Origin of the sequence: Spirosoma sp., assembly GCF_026391055.1 — a bacterium.
Lineage (GTDB): Bacteria > Bacteroidota > Bacteroidia > Cytophagales > Spirosomataceae > Spirosoma.
Genome location: NZ_JAPLET010000016.1, coordinates 75,428 through 96,127, shown reverse-complemented (window position 1 = coordinate 96,127; position 20,700 = coordinate 75,428). Strand labels below are relative to the sequence as shown.

General features: G+C 50.3%; 15 protein-coding genes. 6 read left to right on the top strand and 9 right to left on the bottom strand.

What is annotated here, in order from left to right; genetic code table 11:
- Positions 1-68: 68 nt before the first annotated feature.
- Together secDF and NT073_RS08805 are read right to left on the bottom strand one after the other, a co-directional pair.
- Positions 69-3,158 (bottom strand): protein translocase subunit SecDF, encoded by a 3,090-nt coding sequence (secDF, locus tag NT073_RS08810; protein WP_297371901.1) that lies wholly within the window; start codon positions 3,156-3,158, stop codon positions 69-71.
- 139 nt (positions 3,159-3,297) lie between these two features.
- Positions 3,298-3,681, bottom strand: a complete 384-nt coding sequence (locus tag NT073_RS08805; RefSeq protein WP_012929641.1) for a hypothetical protein — start codon at positions 3,679-3,681, stop codon at positions 3,298-3,300.
- A gap of 162 nt (positions 3,682-3,843) precedes the next feature.
- Between NT073_RS08805 and nadC the strand changes: the two genes are divergently transcribed.
- The gene (gene nadC, locus NT073_RS08800) at positions 3,844-4,677 is read left to right on the top strand and encodes a carboxylating nicotinate-nucleotide diphosphorylase (RefSeq protein ID WP_297371898.1); all 834 of its coding nucleotides are present in this window, start codon (positions 3,844-3,846) and stop codon (positions 4,675-4,677) included.
- 77 nt (positions 4,678-4,754) lie between these two features.
- On the opposite strand, the gene NT073_RS08795 is transcribed toward nadC, so the two are convergent.
- Both NT073_RS08795 and NT073_RS08790 read right to left on the bottom strand, forming a co-directional pair.
- Positions 4,755-5,114 (bottom strand): hypothetical protein, encoded by a 360-nt coding sequence (locus tag NT073_RS08795; protein WP_297371895.1) that lies wholly within the window; start codon positions 5,112-5,114, stop codon positions 4,755-4,757.
- Between the two features lie 251 nt (positions 5,115-5,365).
- Positions 5,366-6,346 (bottom strand): pyruvate dehydrogenase complex E1 component subunit beta, encoded by a 981-nt coding sequence (locus NT073_RS08790; RefSeq protein ID WP_297371892.1) that lies wholly within the window; start codon positions 6,344-6,346, stop codon positions 5,366-5,368.
- Positions 6,347-6,800: 454 nt separating this feature from the next.
- On the opposite strand from NT073_RS08790, the gene NT073_RS08785 reads away from it, so the two are divergent.
- Entirely contained in the window at positions 6,801-9,242 is a 2,442-nt protein-coding gene (locus NT073_RS08785; protein ID WP_297371889.1) for a TonB-dependent receptor, read from the top strand.
- A gap of 17 nt (positions 9,243-9,259) precedes the next feature.
- On the opposite strand, the gene NT073_RS08780 is transcribed toward NT073_RS08785, so the two are convergent.
- Both NT073_RS08780 and NT073_RS08775 read right to left on the bottom strand, forming a co-directional pair.
- Complete coding sequence (locus NT073_RS08780) at positions 9,260-11,587, bottom strand: two-component regulator propeller domain-containing protein (protein WP_297371886.1); 2,328 nt, start codon at positions 11,585-11,587, stop codon at positions 9,260-9,262.
- Entirely contained in the window at positions 11,577-12,206 is a 630-nt protein-coding gene (locus tag NT073_RS08775; protein ID WP_297371882.1) for a thymidine kinase, read from the bottom strand. Before NT073_RS08775 ends, NT073_RS08780 begins: the two co-directional genes overlap by 11 nt.
- A 217-nt stretch (positions 12,207-12,423) precedes the next feature.
- Between NT073_RS08775 and NT073_RS08770 the strand changes: the two genes are divergently transcribed.
- Positions 12,424-13,692, top strand: coding sequence for a hypothetical protein (locus NT073_RS08770; protein ID WP_297371878.1), 1,269 nt, complete (start codon positions 12,424-12,426; stop codon positions 13,690-13,692).
- A 92-nt stretch (positions 13,693-13,784) separates the two neighbouring features.
- Entirely contained in the window at positions 13,785-15,884 is a 2,100-nt protein-coding gene (locus NT073_RS08765) for a helix-hairpin-helix domain-containing protein (protein WP_297371876.1), read from the top strand.
- A gap of 83 nt (positions 15,885-15,967) precedes the next feature.
- Here the strand turns inward: NT073_RS08765 and NT073_RS08760 are convergent, their stop codons facing one another.
- Both NT073_RS08760 and NT073_RS08755 read right to left on the bottom strand, forming a co-directional pair.
- Positions 15,968-16,714, bottom strand: a complete 747-nt coding sequence (locus NT073_RS08760) for an ATP-binding cassette domain-containing protein (RefSeq protein ID WP_297371874.1) — start codon at positions 16,712-16,714, stop codon at positions 15,968-15,970.
- 126 nt (positions 16,715-16,840) lie between these two features.
- On the bottom strand, positions 16,841-17,572 hold the full coding sequence (locus tag NT073_RS08755) for an ABC transporter permease (RefSeq protein WP_297371871.1): 732 nt from the start codon (positions 17,570-17,572) through the stop codon (positions 16,841-16,843).
- A gap of 173 nt (positions 17,573-17,745) precedes the next feature.
- Here NT073_RS08755 and NT073_RS08750 point away from each other — a divergent pair, with 173 nt between their 5' ends.
- Together NT073_RS08750 and NT073_RS08745 are read left to right on the top strand one after the other, a co-directional pair.
- Complete coding sequence (locus NT073_RS08750) at positions 17,746-18,420, top strand: SDR family oxidoreductase (protein ID WP_297371868.1); 675 nt, start codon at positions 17,746-17,748, stop codon at positions 18,418-18,420.
- Positions 18,421-18,563: 143 nt separating this feature from the next.
- Positions 18,564-19,478: an ROK family protein gene (locus NT073_RS08745; RefSeq protein WP_297371866.1), complete on the top strand. Its 915-nt coding sequence runs from the start codon at positions 18,564-18,566 to the stop codon at positions 19,476-19,478.
- A gap of 83 nt (positions 19,479-19,561) precedes the next feature.
- Here the strand turns inward: NT073_RS08745 and murB are convergent, their stop codons facing one another.
- Entirely contained in the window at positions 19,562-20,587 is a 1,026-nt protein-coding gene (gene murB, locus NT073_RS08740) for a UDP-N-acetylmuramate dehydrogenase (protein ID WP_297371863.1), read from the bottom strand.
- Positions 20,588-20,700 lie beyond the last annotated feature (113 nt).

The following is a 20,700-nucleotide window of genomic DNA, read 5'->3' as shown; positions in this document are numbered from 1 at the left end:
GTGAAAGGGCGAAGAAAACGGTTAACCAGATTTCGCTCTTTCACTCTTTCGCTCTTTCACTCTTTAAATTAGGACTGTGAAGGGCGGATCAACGGTTTTTTGTCCTTCTTCTCCTTCTTGGCAGTAAACTCTTCGGGCGTAGCCGGAGCTGCACTTGTGAAGTCGGCAGGAATAGCATCGAACCCGGTTTTCTTATCAGCCGCAGTGGCTATAGTGGGTGTGAGCGCTTCCTTTTCCTGAGCGTTGGTCAGGGCATCAACTACAATCGGGGTGGCTACGAACAAGGATGAATAGGTACCTACCACAACCCCAATAAGCATGGCGAACGAGAAACCACGGATGGTTTCACCACCGAAGATGAACAACACCAGCAATACCAGAATGGTTGAGAAACCGGTTACGGCCGTGCGGCTCAGGGTACTGTTGAGGGCGTTATTAATAATCGTGGCAATGGATTCTTTCTTGCCTTTGTTTTCGGCCAAATACTCGCGTACCCGGTCAAAAACCACAACGGTATCGTTCATGGAGTAACCCATAATGGTGAGCAGGGCACCTACAAACGCCTGGTCAACATCTAGTGAGAAAGGCAGCAGACCATTAAAGATCGAGAAAATAGCCAGAATGATCAGTACGTCGTGGAACATGGCAACAACCGCTCCATAACCAAAAGCTAGTTTCTTGAAGCGAATCAGGATGTACACGAATACTACCGCTACGGCCAGCAGGATCGACCAAAGGGCCGAGGTCAGCAAGTCGTACGCGATGGTCGGACCAACTTTCTGCGAACTTTCAATCTTGGCCGGATTGCCTTTAATGGCGCTAAGGCCCTGATAAATGGTCGCTTCGGCTTTCTTATCGGCACCCTGCGAATTATCATCCACCAGATAAGGCGTCGTTACTTTCACCTGATTGGCACCGATACCCGTACCACCATAGGTTTTCACCTCAGGCGAGCCACCTAAAACGGTTTCCAGCGAGTTGCGCACGTCTTCTGTACTGACAGTCTTCTCGAAACGAATCACATACGACCGGCCACCCTTGAAGTCAACACCAAGACCAAATCCTTTGAAAACAGCGGAGATAATACCGGCTGCAATGATGATCGACGAAACCGTGTAATACAGTTTCCGGCGTGATACGAAATCGAAGTTAGAATCGGCAAACAGATTCTTCGCCCAAGTCGAACTAAACGACAGCGTCTTGCCATTGCGGATGTAATATTCCAGCAACAGGCGGGTAATGAAAATAGCCGCAAACAAAGACGTTAGAATACCGATGATCAGCGTAGTGGCAAAGCCCAGAATCAGACCCGTTCCGAAGATAAACAGAACGATACCCGTCAGGAAGGTCGTTACGTTGGAGTCAATAATTGATGACAGTGCGTTCTTAAAACCATCAGAAACCGCCAGCTTAAACGTCTTGCCTAGCTCCAGCTCTTCTTTGATACGTTCGAAAATCAGTACGTTCGCATCAACGGCCATACCAATCGACAGTACGATACCGGCAATACCCGGCATAGTCAGGACGGCTCCTAGTGAGGCCATCACGCCCATCAGGAAGAACAGGTTAACGATCAGGGCGATGTCGGCAATGAAACCAGCACGGTTGTAATAGAATACCACAAAGGCCAGTACCAGCAGAATACCGATAATCGACGAAAGAACACCGGCGCTTACAGCTTCCGAACCCAGGGTGGCACCCACCACGCTCTCTTCAACGATGTTGGTCGGAGCAGGTAGCTTACCGGCCTTCAGTACGTTGGCCATATCTTTGGTTTCTTCTACGGTGAAGTTACCCGAGATGCTCGAACGACCGTTGGGGATTTCATTCTGTACGTTTGGCGCAGTATATACCAGATTATCCAGCAGAATAGCCACCGGGCGACCTACATTGGCAGCCGTCAGGTTCTTCCATTTACGAGCACCTTCGGGGTTCATGTTCATCGTCACCTCCGGACGGCCACGGTCGTCGTAATCATTCGACGCTTCTGTAATCACATCACCTTCGAGAGGAGCGCGTCCACCGGCTTTCTTCAGGAAATACAGGGGCAGAATTTCTTTACCATCCGTGGCTTTGAATGTCTTACGATCCCAGGCAAAAAAAGCATCGGCCGGGAAAAGACCTTTCACTTCAGGTGCGTTCAGAACGTCGTTGGCCCGGGCAGTATCTTTCAGGTAAACTCCCAGTTGATCCTGGCCGACGGGCAAGAATAACTGCGTCAGCGCGGTGCCCTGAGCAGAAGCCGCTGCCGTGTCGTTTTTCGCTGTCGAATCTTTCTTGCTTCCCTGCGCCAGTTGCGACTCAAGGCTCGATGCACCCTGTGCTGCCGAACCTGTTGCTGGCGTTGTTGCCGTTGTTTTCAGTGCGGCCTTACGGGCGGCTTCCTGGCTGAGCAGATACGCACCCATGCCTTCAATTGCTGGCGCAAGTTCGTTCAGGCGGTATACCTCGGTAAATTCAAGTTTAGCAGCACCTGTCAACAGACGACGGATACGCTCGGGGTTATCAACACCCGGCAATTCAATCTGGATACGGCCCGAACCTGGCAACCGCTGGATGTTTGGGTTAGCCACCCCAAATTTATCGACCCGCGCCTGGATGATCTGGAAGGCCCGCGTCGTAGCACCGTTTACTTCATCGTTCAATAACTTCCGTACTTCGGTATCCGACGATTGGAAGTTGATCTTGCTGCGGTTGGCACTGGTGGCAAACACAGAAGCAAGTTTGGTATCGGGAGCCAGTTTCTTGAACTCACTAGCAAACAGATCGACAAAGCTGGTACTGCTTGTTTTCTGATCTTCAACGGCCAGTTTCAGTGCTTCGTTGAATTTTGGGTCGCGGTTGTTACCCGACAGGCTGCGAAGAATATCGGCAGGCGATACTTCGAGCACAACGTGCATACCACCTTGCAGGTCAAGGCCAAGACCGAGTTCGCGTTCGGTAACTTCCTGAAGCGTGCTGCCCAGATAAATAGGTTCCTTCCAGAGGGAGTCGAGGTAGTGTTGCTTCTTGTCGCGATCAACTACGCCCTGTTTGTTAGTAGCGTAAGCCTCGGCATCGGCTTTAACGCCCCGAGAGACAAACGTGAACGACAGGAAGTAGATGCAGATGGCTGCAATAACGCCTGTCAGAATGATAATTCCGGTTCTGTTTTGCATTGGTTTACACAGGCTGCTGCCCGTGATTTGGCTATAAGTTACTGGGATAAAAAAAGATGGAGCCAGCACTGGGGCATAGCTTCGGGAAATAAACAGCGGGTTCAGGTCAATAGGCTGTTATTGGCCTGTCTGTAGTAGACTAGGGTGCATTCGTGGCTATATGATGCCCGAATACATGCCTGAAAAAGGAGAAATAGAAATGTGGTAAAGTAAAAAAACGAAGCAGCGGAACGCTCAGCAGCATTAGAATGAGCAGCGCAGGAGCAGGCAGCAGGAAGGCACTCTGACCCGACTCGCCCAACTGAATGGCGGGGGTAACAACGGCCTCGAACTGAGCCGCACTCAACGTTGCCGACGATGGTGAATCCGTGGCTTTTCCCGATTTTGCCTGTTCGGCAACCGCTTTGTGCGTTACGGGTGCTTTAGCCTGTGTCACGTTGCCATGCCCCCAAACGGCCGTAAACAGCAGCAGGGTCGCCAGCACGAAACTGGAAAAGCGTTGTATGACACGGGGTTGCTTCATATTATTCCTTAGCGGATGACAAATTTCGTACCATTTTTGATGGAATGCAAGTACTATGAAACAGGATTTTCAAACGTTAAATTAATCTCTGGCCGGGGCAACTGCGGAATACCGTAACTAAAGTAGAGCCACCCGTCGAAAAAAATCTGCTACCTTGCATCTATGAATCTACACGAGTTTATTCAGTTAGCCCTTGCCGAGGATGTCGGCGATGGCGACCATACATCGTTATCGACTATTCCGGCCGATGCGCAAAAGCGTGCCCGGTTATTAGTTAAAGAAACGGGAATCCTGGCGGGCGTTGAGGTAGCGAAGGCCGTATTTGCCGAAGTAGACCCCACTTTTGAGGTAGACATTCTCCTGCACGACGGGGCCAGCATCAGCCCCGGCGATGTGGTGCTGACCGTGAGCGGCAATGCTCGGAATATTCTGACGGCCGAGCGCCTAGTCCTGAACTGCATGCAGCGGATGAGCGGCATCGCTACGCATACCCGCGAGTTAGTCAACCTGCTGGAAGGAACGCGGGCTAAACTCCTGGATACGCGCAAAACCACACCCAACTTTCGGATTTGTGAGAAAATGGCCACGAAGATTGGCGGTGCCGTAAATCACCGGTTTGGGCTTTACGACATGATTCTTATCAAAGACAATCATGTCGATTATGCCGGAAGCATCGAAGCGGCCATTACCAAAGCCGTTACCTATTTGAGCGAAACCGGCCGGAAGCTGCGCATTGAAGTTGAAACCCGAAATCGCGCCGAAGTGGAGGAAGTTCTCCGCGTTGGGCAGGTTGATGTTATTCTGTTGGACAACTTCGCTCCTGATGGGATTCGGGATATGGTGCGCCTGATCAACGGTCGCTTTGTGACAGAAGCGTCGGGGGGCATCGACGAAACTAATTTGCGGGCCTACGCCGAAACCGGCGTCGATTATATTTCGTCCGGTGCGCTAACCCACCAGATCAAAAGTCTGGATTTAAGTTTGAAAGCTTATTAGTTTTGAAAGCTTATTGGTTATTCGTTAGTAGTTAATGGTGGCAGGTAATAAAACAACTACTAACGAATAATCATCACTCATTTTGCGGGGTTCTCATCAATGCCTAAGCGGGGTAGAGCCGGGTTGAGGACGCGGGGAACAACCTTAACCCGAAAAACCCGGGCACCCGCTACGTTGAAATCACAACTGTAAAATTCCCGTTGCTTTACACCCCGATACACCGCCGTATAGTTGACCTTGGAAGGCCAGTTGTTCAACGCCAATTCAGCCGTAATGGCATCCACCGCTTTTCGGAGATTAGAAAAGAAAATGACCGTTGGTTCCCGCTGACGTAATGTCGTTAACGTACCAACATGCTGGACCGTGACTTCATAAATAATACGGCCACTCTGCTTAAGAATCGCTTTTTTGGGCGTCTTTTCGGACAAATCGTTCATACATATCAATAATACGAAAAACTATTTGATTATTTTTCAAAGCGTAAACTTTTCAGATCGCCTTATAGTTTTACCTACAACTACGCGATAATGATTTGCCCGGCCATATTTGAATGGCCGGGCATTTTTATTTAACCTGCTTCAGAAAGCCTCGTCGTCGCCGGGTTTTTGACCTGTCGGGTCGTCAGAACTGGCAAATAAAAAGCGTCGACCTGGCAGGCCGACGCTTTTTACAATCGAAATCAGTATACTTACTTCTTATACATCACCGTTTCTACCGCTTGAAGCGTACGCTTCACGTTCGGTAAAATAGCTTCGATGAGGGTAGGCGCGTAAGGCAACGGCAAGTCCATACTGTTAACCCGAACAACGGGCGCATCGAGATAATCAAATGCATTCCGCTGAATGTTGTAGGTCAATTCCGACGAAATGGCGGCTAATGGCCAGGCTTCTTCAACAATAACGCAGCGGTTCGTTTTCTTAACTGAGTTGATGATAGTTGCATAGTCGATCGGACGAACCGAACGAAGGTCGATCACTTCTGCCGAAACGCCATTCTTGGCCAGTTCATCGGCAGCCGCGAGAGCTACTTTCATGATCTTACCAAACGATACAATCGTAACGTCGTTTCCTTCCCGAACAATGTTGGCCTGCCCAATGGGAATCAGGTATTCTTCTTCAGGAACTTGACCTTTGTCGCCATACATCAGCTCCGACTCCATGAAAATAACGGGATCATTGTCGCGGATACACGACTTGAGCAACCCTTTCGCATCATACGGATTTGACGGAACTACCACTTTCAAGCCGGATGTATTGGCGAACCAGTTTTCGAAGTTCTGCGAGTGCTGCGACGACAGCATCCCCGCATTACCCGTTGGGCCGCGGAATACGATGGGGCAGGAGTACTGACCGCCCGACATCGACATAACTTTGGCTGCTGAGTTGATAACCTGATCAATCGCCACGAGCGAGAAGTTGAAGGTCATAAACTCGATAATTGGGCGCAGCCCATTAATGGCTGATCCAACGCCAATACCGGCAAAACCAAGCTCGGCAATGGGGGTATCGATAACCCGTTCAGGCCCAAATTCATCCAGCATTCCCTGACTGACTTTGTAAGCTCCGTTGTATTCAGCGACTTCTTCGCCCATCAGATAAACTTTCGGATCCCGGCGCATTTCTTCCGTCATTGCCTCCCGCAGGGCTTCACGGAATTGTATTTCTCTCATAATGAGTGCGTTGATTGCATTTGGTTACTCGTTCGGGCCTGTTTGGCACGTGAACGAGGTGGCAGAAAAACGGTCAAAATTAGGCAAAATGCCCTGATTCATCAAATCGCTTTTCAGGCTTCTTTCGCCAGTGAAAACATCGGTCTCGAATCAATCGCAGATATTCCTGCTTTTTAGGTTCAATGCGCCTTGTGGTGAAGGTAAAAACGGATGAGAAACCACAAGGCTCGCATCCCCTTTGCAAAAAATCGCAGGTAGTCGTTAGCGCGGTGCAACTAAATCACATGTTTTCTCATCCCTTCAAAAAAGGCAGTCAGCAGCGTGAAATGTTAAATTTCCATAACGACATATATCCTTGCCAGATAGCCACATAGCTTTGCGTCAACGCTATCAGACAAAAGCCGGTAAATCGGCCCATGTCCTAATTTGCTGATTAATGCCACAACCTTCTGTTATGAAAAACCTTTTCCTGATTGCCCTCTGGCTAATGCCATTAATGGCGTTTACACAGACAAACCCCGGTCGTATCAGCGGTACACTTACCGACTCCACTACAGCCAACTCTGTTCCTTTTGCTACGGTAGCGCTGCAAATCCCAGATGGCACCTTAATAAAGGGGGTAACTACAGATGAAAAAGGAAATTTTTCGATCGAACAAGTAGCTCTTGGCACGTATAAAGTTGTCGTTTCTTTTGTTGGCTATCGCACCCGGACGATTGACAAAATTGTCATTACTGCCGAAAAACCTGCTGTGACCCTGGCACCCATTCCGCTGGCGTTGGATAGCCGTAGTTTGAAGCAAGTAGATGTAGTTGGGCAAAAGGCGCTGGTGGAAGATAAAGGCGATCGACTGGTGTACAACGCCGAAAGAGATGCGTCGAATACGGGTGGAACAGCCGCCGATGTACTGCGGAAAGTACCGATGCTGACGGTTGATCTGGACGGAAACCTGAAGATGCGCGGGAGTGGCAACATCAAGGTGCTGGTCAATGGGAAGCCGTCGAGTATCATGGCGCGTAATCTGGCTGATGCGCTGAAACAAATGCCCGCCAATAATATTAAGTCGGTGGAAGTGATCACCAGCCCCGGTGCCAAATACGATGCAGAAGGCTCGGCGGGGGTCATTAACATTATTACTAAAAAAGCGGTACAGGGAACGAACGGAACGGTCAATGCCACAGCAGGTAATCTGAATCGCTCGCTGGGTGGTAATCTGAACATCAAAGGCAAAAAGCTAGGGTTTGCCGTTTCACTCAACGGGTATCAATACCGTAATATTGGCGAGAATACCAGTACGCGCACATCGCTTTCGGACGGAGTACCAACCAGCATTCTTCGGCAGAGTACGTATCGTGATAATACCGGTACTGGCGGTTATGGCGAAATGAGTCTCGATTACGACCCCGATACCACAAACCGCATTAACTTTTCGGCCAACGCCTGGGGCGGAAACTTTCCCATGAACAGTACCCTTAACAGCCGCCTGACCGATGCGCAGGGACTTGTGTTGCAGGAGTATCACCGAGACATCCAGTTCCGTAATCCCTATGGTAATACCGAATTCAATCTTGGCTGGACTAAGTCATTCAAAAAACCGGGGCAGGAGTTTTCCCTGCTCACGCAGTACGCCCGGATGCCGGACAACTATTATTATACCATCCGGCAAAATAACATGGGTTCGGAAGTGCCCACGTATCTGGAACGAAGTACGAATCTGAGCCGCAACAACGAATACACGTTTCAGGCCGATTATACGCATCCGTTTACGGCACGTACCAAACGAGATACGCTCAATTTCAAGCTGGAAGCGGGAGCCAAAGCGATTCAGCGCAGTATTGGCAGTGAGTTTGTTATTGAACAGGCTACAACTGGCCTTGATGCCGACTACATGGTCGACCCGAGTCGCTCCAACGATTTTATGTACGATCAGCGGGTGGTATCCGGGTACACCTCTTTGAAGGTCGATACGAAACGGAAGTGGAATCTGACGGCAGGGGCTCGTTTGGAGCATACGACTATATCGGGTGATTTTATATCGACGAAGACCGCCTTCAACAGCCAGTATCAGAACCTGATTCCGAGTTTTACCCTGGCAAAAACCCTTCGGGACAAACATACGTTCAAGGTTAGTTATACCCAGCGGATCTCCCGCCCGCTGATCTGGTACCTAAATCCGTTCCGGAACTCCAGTGATCCAAATAACATTCAGACCGGCAATCCGTTCCTGAACCCTGAGCTGACCCATGCTACCGAATTGTCGTATAGCACATTCGGGAAGGAAGGCTCGTCGTTTAATGCGGCTTTGTTCTGGCGGCAAACTAACAATGCCATTGAGTGGCTGTCGACGGTCAATCCCCAGGGTGTTGCGCTGACGACGCCCCAGAACATTGGTCGTAATGCCAGCTATGGAGCTAACATGAACCTGACGCTTCAGCCGAGTAAGCAGCTCAATGCTACAATTAGCACCGATCTCACCTATGTAGATTTAACCAGCCTGGCGCTCAACCAACGGACAAACGGCTGGGTCTGGAGCGTAAGCCCAAATGTGTCGTACAAACTCCCGAAAGACCTTACTATACAGGCCAACGGCTATGTTGGCTCAGGTTGGATATCGCTGCAAAGCCGGAATTCGGGCTGGTATTATTACGGCCTGTCTGCCAAGAAGGAGTTGATGGATAAAAAAATGACCCTTACCCTGAACGTCAATAACCCGTTCAACCGGAGTGTTCGGATAACCGGCGATCAGTTTGCGCCCAGTTTCACGGCTCAGAACACGTCTATGTTCGTTAATCGCTCGGTGCGGCTGACGCTGAGTTATAAGTTTGGGCAGATGAGCTCGGGTGGTAAGCAGAGCAAAAAGATACGCAACGACGACAGCAAAGGTGGTGGGCAATAAGCCCGACCCACGGGTTATCAGCGAACTACAGCCAGTTTGCCGGCTAGTCCTTCGGAGCCGTCGGCCGTAACAACTACGACCAGATAAATGCCCGTTTGCGCCATACGGCCCCGGTAATCGCGAAGGCCCCAGGTAGCGGTCCCCCCCTGCGACCGGGTTTCATACACAAGTTGCCCGCCCGCATCAAGGATTTTTACCGTGGCATTGTCCGTTAAGCCATTGATGCCAACCGTGCCCCCGAAGTCCGGGCGGACGGGGTTTGGGAAGATCGTCAGCTTGCTGAGCGCCAAAGCGGGTTCTGTGGCGGTGCTCTGGTAAGAAACCAGGCCGTTGGGCTGGTCTGCCGTTCCGGTTTCGATGAATACCTTGCCGCCGACAGGCTCGATAGCCAGCGCCTGAACCGTGTTGTTCGGTAAGGGACTGTTGGCTGCGGTAAACGTGTTGAGCAGTTGCGAACCATCGGGTGCAACCTGGTACAGACCACTTCGGGTACCTAGCCATTTTCGGTTGCCGCCATCGACAGCAATGGCCGTGATCAGCTCATTGGCCAGCAACCGACGCCGGTTAATTACGGGCGGCTGGGCGTCAATGGCTGCATCGAACGCGCCCGCCGGATTATCAAAAACCGTTGGCCCCAGATCAGTCCCTACCCAGATCGCGCCCGTCCGGTCTTTCACCAGTGCCCGAATGGTGTTGGTTAATAAGCCGCCCTGACCTGTTCCGGTACCTAAAAATCGGATGCGGTTTGTTTGAGGATCAAAAACCTGCAAGCCGCCACCCAGATCGGGGCGAAGCCACAGGAAACCGTTGTCGTCGGGTACAATCTGGACGATGTTTGTCTGGTTGACGGTCGGAAACGATTGAAACTGTCCATCGTGCCGACGAACGTGCAGAGTGGCCTGGGTAGAGGTTGTTCGCCCGGTTGTCAGCCATAGATTTCCGTCGATATCTGTGGCTAGGCTGGTGATAAACGGACTGATCGCTACGGGGAGGGTAACCGACGTGGGAGCAACTACCGTTGTGGCCTGCCCGTCTGCCCGGCTCCAGAGTCCCCCGCCGAAACTACCCAGATAAAGTTTTTGCTCGACCGATACATAGGCGGCTGCGTTGAACCCGCGTGTCAGGCCGGAGATCGGATTACTGGTCCAGCGTTCAGTTGGCACCGATAGTACATCAACAGGCGGCTGATTGCCCGCCAGCGGGGTAGCGTCTAAGGGACCAGCAGGTAAGGCAACCAGCGTTTGGGCGTAGACGTATAGTTGAGGAAACAAATCGCGGGATGGGCCTTCCGGAGCAATTCGTTGAAATGTACTGGCATTGCCCGCCAGCAGACCGCTTGACGCATCGGCAACCCATACCGTGTTGCCATCGGCGAGTGCCTCCCTTGGATTATTCAGTAAAGAGCCGGTTAATGAACCAGGGCCCGGAAGAGTTACCGCCTGATTGGTCGCCAATATTAGCCCGTTACCAGTCGGAAACTGCCGTATGAGTGGATTTGTGAGTGCCTGTACCAGTACCCATCCGCCCGACTGGCGTTCATACACACCCTGCGCATTGACAGTAGCCGACAATCGTCCCTGGTTACTCACAATGGACTCAAGTTGTGGGCCCGGTTCGGCAACCGGCTTCCAGTTGGCGGGGTCCGCGATATTTACATTGGCCGCGAAACGCACCACCCGGAGCCGACGTCCGCTATCGGTAGCTCGTAGCGGTGCAGTCAAGGCATAAAGGCTATCATTTGTGGCGGCTGTTTGAAAAACAGGAAGCGGGGTGCCATCCGCTCGCAGACTAAAATAAGTATCCCGGATTTCGTTCTTCTGTAAATCCAGTACGACAAGACCAAAATCGGTACTCAGATAGGCGAACGAGCCAATTCGATTAATGTGGTTGATGCCTCTGGCGCTAGGGAGCGCCGATGCAGTAACAATAGTGTTTACATTATCGACGGTTCTGGGCTCGTTGGTGCCGGTCAGGTTCAGAAAGTCAATATTACCGTTCTGGTAACCGATGAGCAGCCGTTTCTGATCGGGCAGATATAGCAGGCGGCTGATACCCACGTCGCTCAAACCATCCTGTTTGCCAAGGGTGGTTGTTTCGCCGGTAGTTTTATTGTAGTAGAAAAAACCATTTTGGGTGGCAGCGTACACGGTTGTACCAACCACCGCCACCGAGTGTCCGGATTGATAGCTAACCTGTGTTTGCCAGCTACCGATCTGGGCAGACGCCGGGCAAGACGTGACGAGTAGACGGACAAAAATTGAAAGATGAAAGATCAATGATGAGTGGTCGATCAGCTTTCCGAATCTGGTTTTTACTGAAGCAATATGAATTACATCATTCATCATTCGCTATATCTTCGTAAGCCCACTCTTTTCGGCCCGCATCATTGCCAAGGTTGAAACATCGTCGGCAGCGGGCTTCGTAACTGTCTGTTTCGCCCAGCAACACACGCTCTTTGGAGGGTACCAGCCGGTATGAGTACTGGGCTATGTCTCCACAGACTACGCAAATGGCATGGACTTTCGTTACATACTCAGCAATGCTCAGCAGTTGGGGCATACACCCGAACGGCTTACCGGCAAAATCCATGTCTAGTCCGGCAACGATAACCCGCTTTCCCTGATTGGCCAGCTGCGTGCACACATTCGTGATGTCCTGGTCGAAAAATTGGGCTTCATCAATACCAACTACGTCACAATTCCCGGCTAACGCTAAAATTTGGCTCGCTGTTTGCACGGGAACAGATGAAATCGTGATGGATGAATGCGAAACGATATTTTCGTCATGATACCGGGTGTCGAGAGCGGGTTTAACGATTTTGACATTCAGTTTCGCTATCCGGGCACGGGTAAGCCTGCGAATTAACTCTTCCGTTTTTCCGGAGAACATCGAGCCGCATATAACTTCTATCCATCCGGTACGAAGATGAGGTGGTTCGCGCCGACGAGAGGGTTCAATAAACATCAGATAAAGATCAAAAAGACAGATAAACACCGCCGGGTTGCCAAATTAAACGTGGGGTGCCATGAACAATAGGAACGAATACTGTTTCATATATCCACACGGTTTGCCCATTGTCGGTTTAAACTACGGAGCAGAACCCGCTGCATTTGATTTCTTCGTTGATAACAGCCGGTTTGTAGCCGAAAGTTATATATTTACAAAACAAAGGCTTTTCCTAATGTCGAACAAGTTTAACGCCAACGCCCTTTCTGAATACAGTAAGTCGTATGCTCGTCGGATAGCTTCTGACTTCTACCAGCAACATTCGACGATGAATGGCCCACAGATTTTATCGCTGACACCCGTCAGCCAGATCAATCTGTTTGTTATTAGTAGCTTATCCGATAAGTGGCAGGCCGATGCTGCCAAGTTTCGCAGTCCCTATTTCGACTTTACGAATGAAGAGGTTCAGGAAGCCTTAAGCAACTTCATGAACGTGGTCTCGCAGTATATTTCCGTTCGTCGTGAGCATCTGGAACCACTGCTGGCCGACGCTACCCGCCGGACTATTGTCATGATTTTTGACCCTCGTGCCTATTTTGATGACATGCTCCGTAGCCAGCCGGAGTTTACACTAACGGCCGACGCCCTGAAACAAATTATTCGGTATACGAAAATCAATCAGTTCATCCCGGCGCACATTCTGCAACGGATGAACGGGAAGTCGTTTATCTACGCTAATCAGGCATTGACGTATCTGGATGAAGTGCTGACGCAGCGAGGACACGAATTAGAGAAGTACGACAAGTTTGTCGAACTATTCTCGGAAAAACTACCGATGGATGTGTCGTCACTGCTGCGGAGTCATGTTCCGGATACGATTCCGGCCGCTCCATTACGGTCTTTCTTTGATACCGCTACCGACACCTCAGTACCGCCAGCCCCGTTAGTGGCTCAGGAGCCAGCAGCAACTGGTGATGATCCTAAACCAGCTATTCCATCACAGCCTTATCAGGAACCTATGGTCAGCCATGTAGAAGAGTCCAGTTCTGGAGGGGCCATGTTCCTGGGTGATACTGCCGGGCCGGAGCCCGTAGCGCCGAGTGCCCAGCCGTCGCAACTGTCGGCCGATAGTCCAGATGTGCAGCGTCCTGCAACAGATACAACCCAACCCGCAGGTTCCACCGACGGACAAACTACGCTGAACGACACCCTTCGGGAAGCCACTTCTTCCGAGCCGACGACCGTTGCCGAAACGTTTCACCGAGCACCCATCGAGAGTATTGCGCGAAGTATCTCGCTAAATCAGAAGTTCCGGTTTATCAACCAGCTTTTCAATGGGAATGCCAGCGCCTACAACCAGGCCGTAGAAGAGATCGATACGCTCAACAATTATGGTCAGGCGCTCGATTTGATTTCATACCGCTATGCGTCGCAGTACATGTGGGACATGAGCAGTGATGAGGTGAGTGAACTGGTTGAAATATTGAAGCGCCGATTTGCGTAAATGATCGTTTGTCTGCTTTAAGGTAAGTTTGTGGCTTTTGTAGGCTGTACTCGTCTAAGTCCGTATGTGTAACCTATTCAGCACAAAGGACTTTGCGGCTTATTTATTTGCTTGGGGTTGCTTGTTGGCTAACCGCTTACCCGGCTTTTTCACAGAACAATAGATCCGGCGGTCAGGAGGCCGTGCCATCGGCCGATGCCTTGACTCGCTACTTACAGGATTTGTTTCCGGTACAAACGGAAGGAATCGATTATGCCGCTGTCTACGATGCGCTGACACAACTCTACGCCAACCCAATAGACCTCAATCTGGCCACCCGCGATGAACTGGAAGTCACTTATTTGCTCTCCGAACGCCAGCTAACTAGTTTGGCCGCTTACCGGGCTGAATTTGGTGATTTACTCTCTGTCAACGAGCTACAGGCTGTTCCTGATTTCGACTTGCCTACCATCCGGAAACTACTACCCTTTGTCAGGGTAGCCGACAATCGGGGCCTGTTTGGTGCTCTACCCACGGCTACCGATAATTACCTGATTCTGCGCTACGAACAGGTATTGGAGCAACAGAAAGGCTTTTCTGAAGCCCTTCCCGATAAGAAGGGAAATCTTCCTACTCGTTATCAGGGTGGTAGCGGGCAATGGTACGTCCGCTACCGATACAGTCGCCCCCGTGCCTTCAGCGTTGGATTAACGATGGAAAAAGACCCCGGCGAAGCGATAAACTGGCAACCATCGGCACGCCAGTACGGAGCCGATTACATATCATTTCATGCACAGCTGCAAAATCGAGGCAAATGGCGAAATATTCTGCTGGGTGATTATCAATTGCAGATCGGGCAGGGACTAGTGCTATCGGCAGGCTTTGTTCTGGGCAAAAGTGCGGAAACGGTGCAGACGGTTCGCCGACCGACGCTGGGTGCCCGCCCCTACACTTCCCTCTCCGAATACGGTTATTTTCAGGGGGTGTCTGCTACGTATGCTGTTCATAAAAACATAGACCTAACGATTATGGCGGCCCGCAACCGGCGCGATGCAAATACGGCTGCAGATAGCCTGGAAACGGGTGTTGTAACTACGTCTCTGCAAACATCCGGCTTGCACCGAACGCCATCTGAACTGGATGACCGGGGTAGCCAGCTTGAAACAAATGTTGGCTTCCATTTGCTTTACCACACCCGTAGCCAGCGGCAACTTGGCCTGACGGTCCTGAAAACGACGTTTGATACGTTTTTTCAAAGGCGTAATCTACCCTATAACCGATATGAGTTTACTGGTACTCAAAACCTGGTGGTTGGTTTGCATGGCGGGTACATCTGGCATAACTGGAATTTGTTTGGTGAAGTGGCCCGTAGCAGTGGTTCCGCCACTAATTCGGGCGGTATAGGGGCTGTTGCGGGGGCGTTGGCCAGCTTAACGAAAAAGCTTGATCTGGCCATTACGCTTCGGCATTACGACCGAAATTTTCACAGTTTTTACAGCAATGGGTTTAGCGAAGGCAGCCGGACAATTAACGAATCGGGTGCTTACCTAGGTTTGAAATACACCCTTTACCGAAAGCTGTCGGTTGGTGGATTTGTCGATTATTTCCGCTTCCCGTGGCTAAAATATTTGGTAGACACACCGTCAGGAGGGTTCGACTATCTATTCCAGCTCCGGTACACACCCAATCGTCAAACGGCCTTTTACGGCGTCTATCACGAAGAGCATAAAGAGAAAAACTTCACTGTCGATAAAGTAAAAGCGGTTACGGGTACCACTCGCCGTAATTATGCACTCAATGCCGATTATACCCTGACACCGGGCCTGAAGCTTCGATCAAGAGTGCAGTGGGGCGGGTTTCGCTACGCTGGTCAGTCGGCGTCGCTTGGATTTGCGGTGGTGCAGGATGCCACGCTGGAGGTGAAACGGCTAAGTTTAAGTGCCCGGATAGCCCTGTACGGAACAGACGACTACGACAGCCGTCAGTATGTGTACGAGCGCGATGTGCTCTATGCTTTCTCCTTTCCTGCCTATTATAATCGGGGTGTCAGGCATTATGTGCTGGCTCAATATACCCTGAGCCGCCATCTGGACATCTGGGTGCGCTGGGCAAGAACTGATCTCACTAATCAGGATACCGTTGGCTCCGGCCTCGACCAGATCGATGCATCTCACAAGTCGGAAGTGAAAGTACAGGCCCGCTGGCGGTTTTAACGGTTTTTGCCAGGATCGACAGGACAAAACAGGAATACGTTTTACGAGGGAAATCTTGCCTTATCCTGGTAAAAGAACTTGTTTTATTTCTCCATTTCCCGAATCAACTTGTTAGCGTTGATGAACTCGTTTAATTCTTTTACGCCCGACTTCGTAAGGGTGCTACTGTCGCCCTGCCAGAGTTTTTTCCCTTCGTAGAGAAACATGATTTTTTCGCCAATCTCCATCATCGAGTTCATATCATGCGTAATGACAACGGTCGTTATCTGAAACTCGTCGGTGATTTCGGAGATAAGCTGATCAATCTTGATCGACGTGAGTGGATCGAGACCCGAGTTAGGCTCATCGCAAAACAAATACTTGGGATTCAGGACAATGGCGCGGGCAATACCTACCCGTTTTTTCATTCCACCGCTAATTTCAGACGGCATCCGATCCCCCGCATTTTCCAGCCCTACGCGTCGCAGACATTCCTGAGCACGCTCAACTTTCTCACTTTCCGACTGTTCGGTGAGCATATCAAGCGGAAACCGGACATTCTCCAATACCGTTTTGGAATCGAACAACGCCGACCCCTGAAACAACACACCCATCTCCCGCCGAATTGCCTTTTGTTCATTCAGATCGCTGGTCAGGAAATTACGTCCATCATACAACACTTCGCCTGTATCGGGAGCAATCAGGCCAATCATGCACTTGAGTAATACGCTTTTACCAGTACCACTACCGCCAATGATCAGACTGGTATCGCCGGGTTTAAAACTGCCGTTGATACCGGCCAGCACCTGGCGGCCACCGAATGATTTCGTTATGTTTTTAATGTCGATCATAATAAAGAGCGAAAGAGCGAACTCGGACCGCCGAAGCGGAGCGAAAGAGTGAGATAGAAACTGACCGTTTTCCTCTGGCGGTCCGACTTCACTCTTTCGCTCCGCTTCGGCGGTCCGAGTTCGCCTTTACGTAAGTAACAATTGGGTTAGAACGAAGTCGGCGGCCACAATGGCAATACAGCTATTGGTAACGGCCGATGTGGAAGCGGCCCCTACTTCGAGCGCCCCCCCGCTAACGTTATATCCCTGAAAGGCCGAGATCGTTGAAATCAGGAAAGCGAACACCACGGTTTTGATGAGTGCAAAGGCGATGCCGAAGGGCTTGTAATCGAAACGAAGACCGGTTACGTATTCTTCTGCCGAAATAACACCCGCCAGCGTTCCGGCAATATAACCGCCCAGAATGGCCAGAAAAGCAGCCATGATAACCAAAAGCGGAAACATCAGCACCGAGGCAATGACCTTTGGGAGAATTAGATATGAACTCGAATTGATGCCCATCACTTCCAACGCATCGACCTGCTCGGTAATACGCATCGTGCCCAGTTCACTGGCAATATTGGAGCCAACTTTACCGGCCAGTACAATACACGATAAGGTTGGAGCCAGCTCCAGAATAGAACTGTCGCGTACGATAAGGGCAATAATGTATTTGGGAACGAACGGGTTGGTGAGGTTATAAGCCGTTTGAACGCAGGTAACGGCCCCAATAAAGATGTTCACCAGAGCTACAATAAAAATTGACCCAACGCCAATGGACGTGCATTCATTTATGATCAGGCCAAGGTACACACTAAGTTTTTCCCGATTACGGAAAAGGGTGCCTAAAAAGAGAAAGTAACTGCCTATTCTTGACATAAAAGCGTGTAGAAAATCGAATGAATCTCGTCAGGGTGGTTCTGCTAGTATTCATTCGGGAGAACCGCTGTAAAGAGAGAATGGTTTCTAACGTAACTTGCAGCCTCGTTTATCCCGCCTATTAACAGGTTAATAAGCTAGCCAACGGGTATAAAACGAACTATGCTTCGTCTATGAATCCATTAGTTGTTGTAACCGGAGGCTCAAAAGGCATTGGTCGTGCCATTGCCAACCGATTTGTTGTCGAGGGCTTTGATGCCGTAGTTTGTGCCCGCTCGGTAGAGAATGTAGAAGGGCCGGGCCTTTTCCCCTTTGCGGCCGATTTGTCCACCCGCGAAGGCGTCAATAGTCTGTTACAGTACATTCATTCCCTGCAACGACCCGTAGATGTGCTGGTCAACAATACCGGTGTGTTTCAGCCAGGGCAAATCCACAACGAAGCGGAAGGGACCTTTGAGCAGCTTATGAGCACCAACGTGGCGAGTGCTTATCACCTGACACGGGGCCTGGTGGGCGATATGATCGCCCGTCGGCGGGGGCATATTTTCATGATGTGTTCAACCGCCAGTATTACCGCCTATACCAATGGTGGCTCTTACTGTATCTCTAAATTTGCCTTGCTGGGCATGAGCCGCGTTTTGCGTGAAGAGTTGAAACCGCATGATGTGAAAGTGACGGCTATCCTTCCCGGTGCCACGCTAACCGCCAGTTGGGAGGGAACAGACTTACCCGACGATCGTTTTTTAAAGGCCGACGATGTGGCCGACAGCGCCTGGGCGGCTTACGCTCTTTCTAAAAGTGCAGTTATGGAAGAGATACTAATTCGCCCTCAACTAGGCGATATTTAAGTAAAGTCAACGCGCCGTAAACGAACTAAGCAGGTGAACCGCCGGTAACATATGCCCAACCACCACCTACTTTTCGTATCTTGCGCCCAATTCATCCGTTCCTGACCTGATAACTGTTCACTATTAACTGATTATTATTACGAATGGCTTCCGTTGAGTATTTGGGTATTGACGTCGGCGGTACGAACGTCAAAATGGGTATTGTCGATGCAAATACCGGTAAAATCTCCAATTTTTATAGCCACGACACAATTAGCTGGCGGGAATCGGGTCACTTTGTTGAGCGCTTCGGCGACGCCGTTGCCTTGCAATTGTTATCGAACAAAGATGTAAAGAAAGTCGGTATCGGGTTGCCCGGTATGATTAACCGCGAGCGAACCATCCCTCTTGAAATCACGGCAATTCCTGAAATCAATGGTACACCGATGGTCGACTTGCTGAGCAAGCGTTTTCCGGGTACTCAGTTTTTTCTGGCCAACGATGCTAACGCAGCTGCTTTAGGCGAATACTACTTTGCCGAAGAAAAGATAACCGAAAACTACATTTTTATCACCCTCGGAACGGGTGTTGGTGGTGCGGCTATTATCAATAAAAAAATCTTTACCGGTGGCGATGGTAACGCTATGGAGCCTGGCCACATTCCTTCCCGCCATGGTCGGGTGCTAGAACGTAACATTGGTAAAAAGGAACTCCTCGACCTGGCCAACGAACGTCGGCGCGAATACAAAGGCGAGACGCAACTACCCGCCGACGATAGTATCTCGACAACGGGTTTAGTGGCTGCCGCTGCCGAAGGGGACGAGCTAGCCCTTCAAATCTGGACCGAAGTAGGCGAGATTCTGGGCGAAGGCTTAGCCGCTCTAATTAAGATCCTTGATATAAAGCAGGTACTGATTGGCGGGGGACTGTCGGCCTCGTTCGATTACATACTTCCTGCCGTTAATAAAACGCTCGACTACTGGCTCAATCCGTACTACAAAAATGGCTTGAGCATTAAGCGGGCTACTCTCGGAAACGACGCAGGTCTGCTGGGAGCTGCTTCTCTTTGTTTCGAATAAGACCTGAAAGGGAAAATAAAGAATGAGCGGAAAGAAAGGGAATTAGATGCGTAGCGCTTCCCCTTTCTTTCCGCTCATTTCATTTAAATCACATTGACCTCAGGCGTAATCGTTACACCAAATTTGGCCTGTACAGATTCTTGTATTTGTTTGGCAAGCGCCAGAATATCATCGCCAGTGGCATTACCATAATTAACCAGTACCAGCGCCTGTTTGGAATGAACGCCCGCGTCGCCGGAACGATAGCCTTTCCAGCCCGCTTGTTCAATGAGCCAGCCCGCCGGAATTTTCACAACATCGTCGCCCATTGGGTAACCGGGCAGGTCTGGAAATTCAGTCTTCAGCGCATCAAATTGGGCTTTAGGAATCTCCGGATTTTTGAAAAAACTCCCCGCGTTGCCAATTTGTGCCGGGTCGGGTAGTTTACTTCGTCGGATTCGGATAACGGCTTCACTAATGGCTTTGATGGAGAGCGTATCGTCTGTTACGCCCATTTCTACCAGTGTTTCCTGAATGGCGCCGTATCGGGTATGAAACGTAGGTTGCTTGTTAAGCTGAAACGTTACACCTGTGATGATGTACTGGCCCTTTAATTCCCGCTTGAAAACACTCTCGCGGTAGCCAAACCCACAATCGGCATGGGTAAACGTCTTTCGCTCACCGGTGCGTATATGAACGGCGGTAAGCGACTCGAATATCTGCTCCAGCTCAACACCATAAGCACCTATGTTCTGCATTGGAGCTGCCCCAACAGTACCCGGAATGAGGGACAGATTCTCCATGCCCGCGTAGCCTTGTTTGACACAAAACTGCACTAGTTCATGCCAGCTAACGCCCGCTCCGGCGGTCAGATAAACATGGGTGTCGTCTTCACGAACAGCTTCAATACCCTGAATGTTAATTTTAACGACCAGTCCGCTGAAGTCATGACGCAGCAGTACGTTGCTGCCTCCACCCAGAACTAGTTTGGGCTGATCAATAAATTCAGTCAACTGAAGTAAGGTCCGGAGGTCTTCCTCATGACTAATCTCAACCCAATACCGCGCGTTGGCATCAATTCCGAATGTATTGTAAGGCTTGAGCGATACGTGGCTTTGTAAATTTAGCATGTAGTTTACATGATGAATGCCCAAAATTAACCAAAATAGAGGATGGGTTTATAGGGTTACCCGAGGTTTAGGGTATTACAATGACAAAAAGGTTAATTTTGTTTCCTATAAAT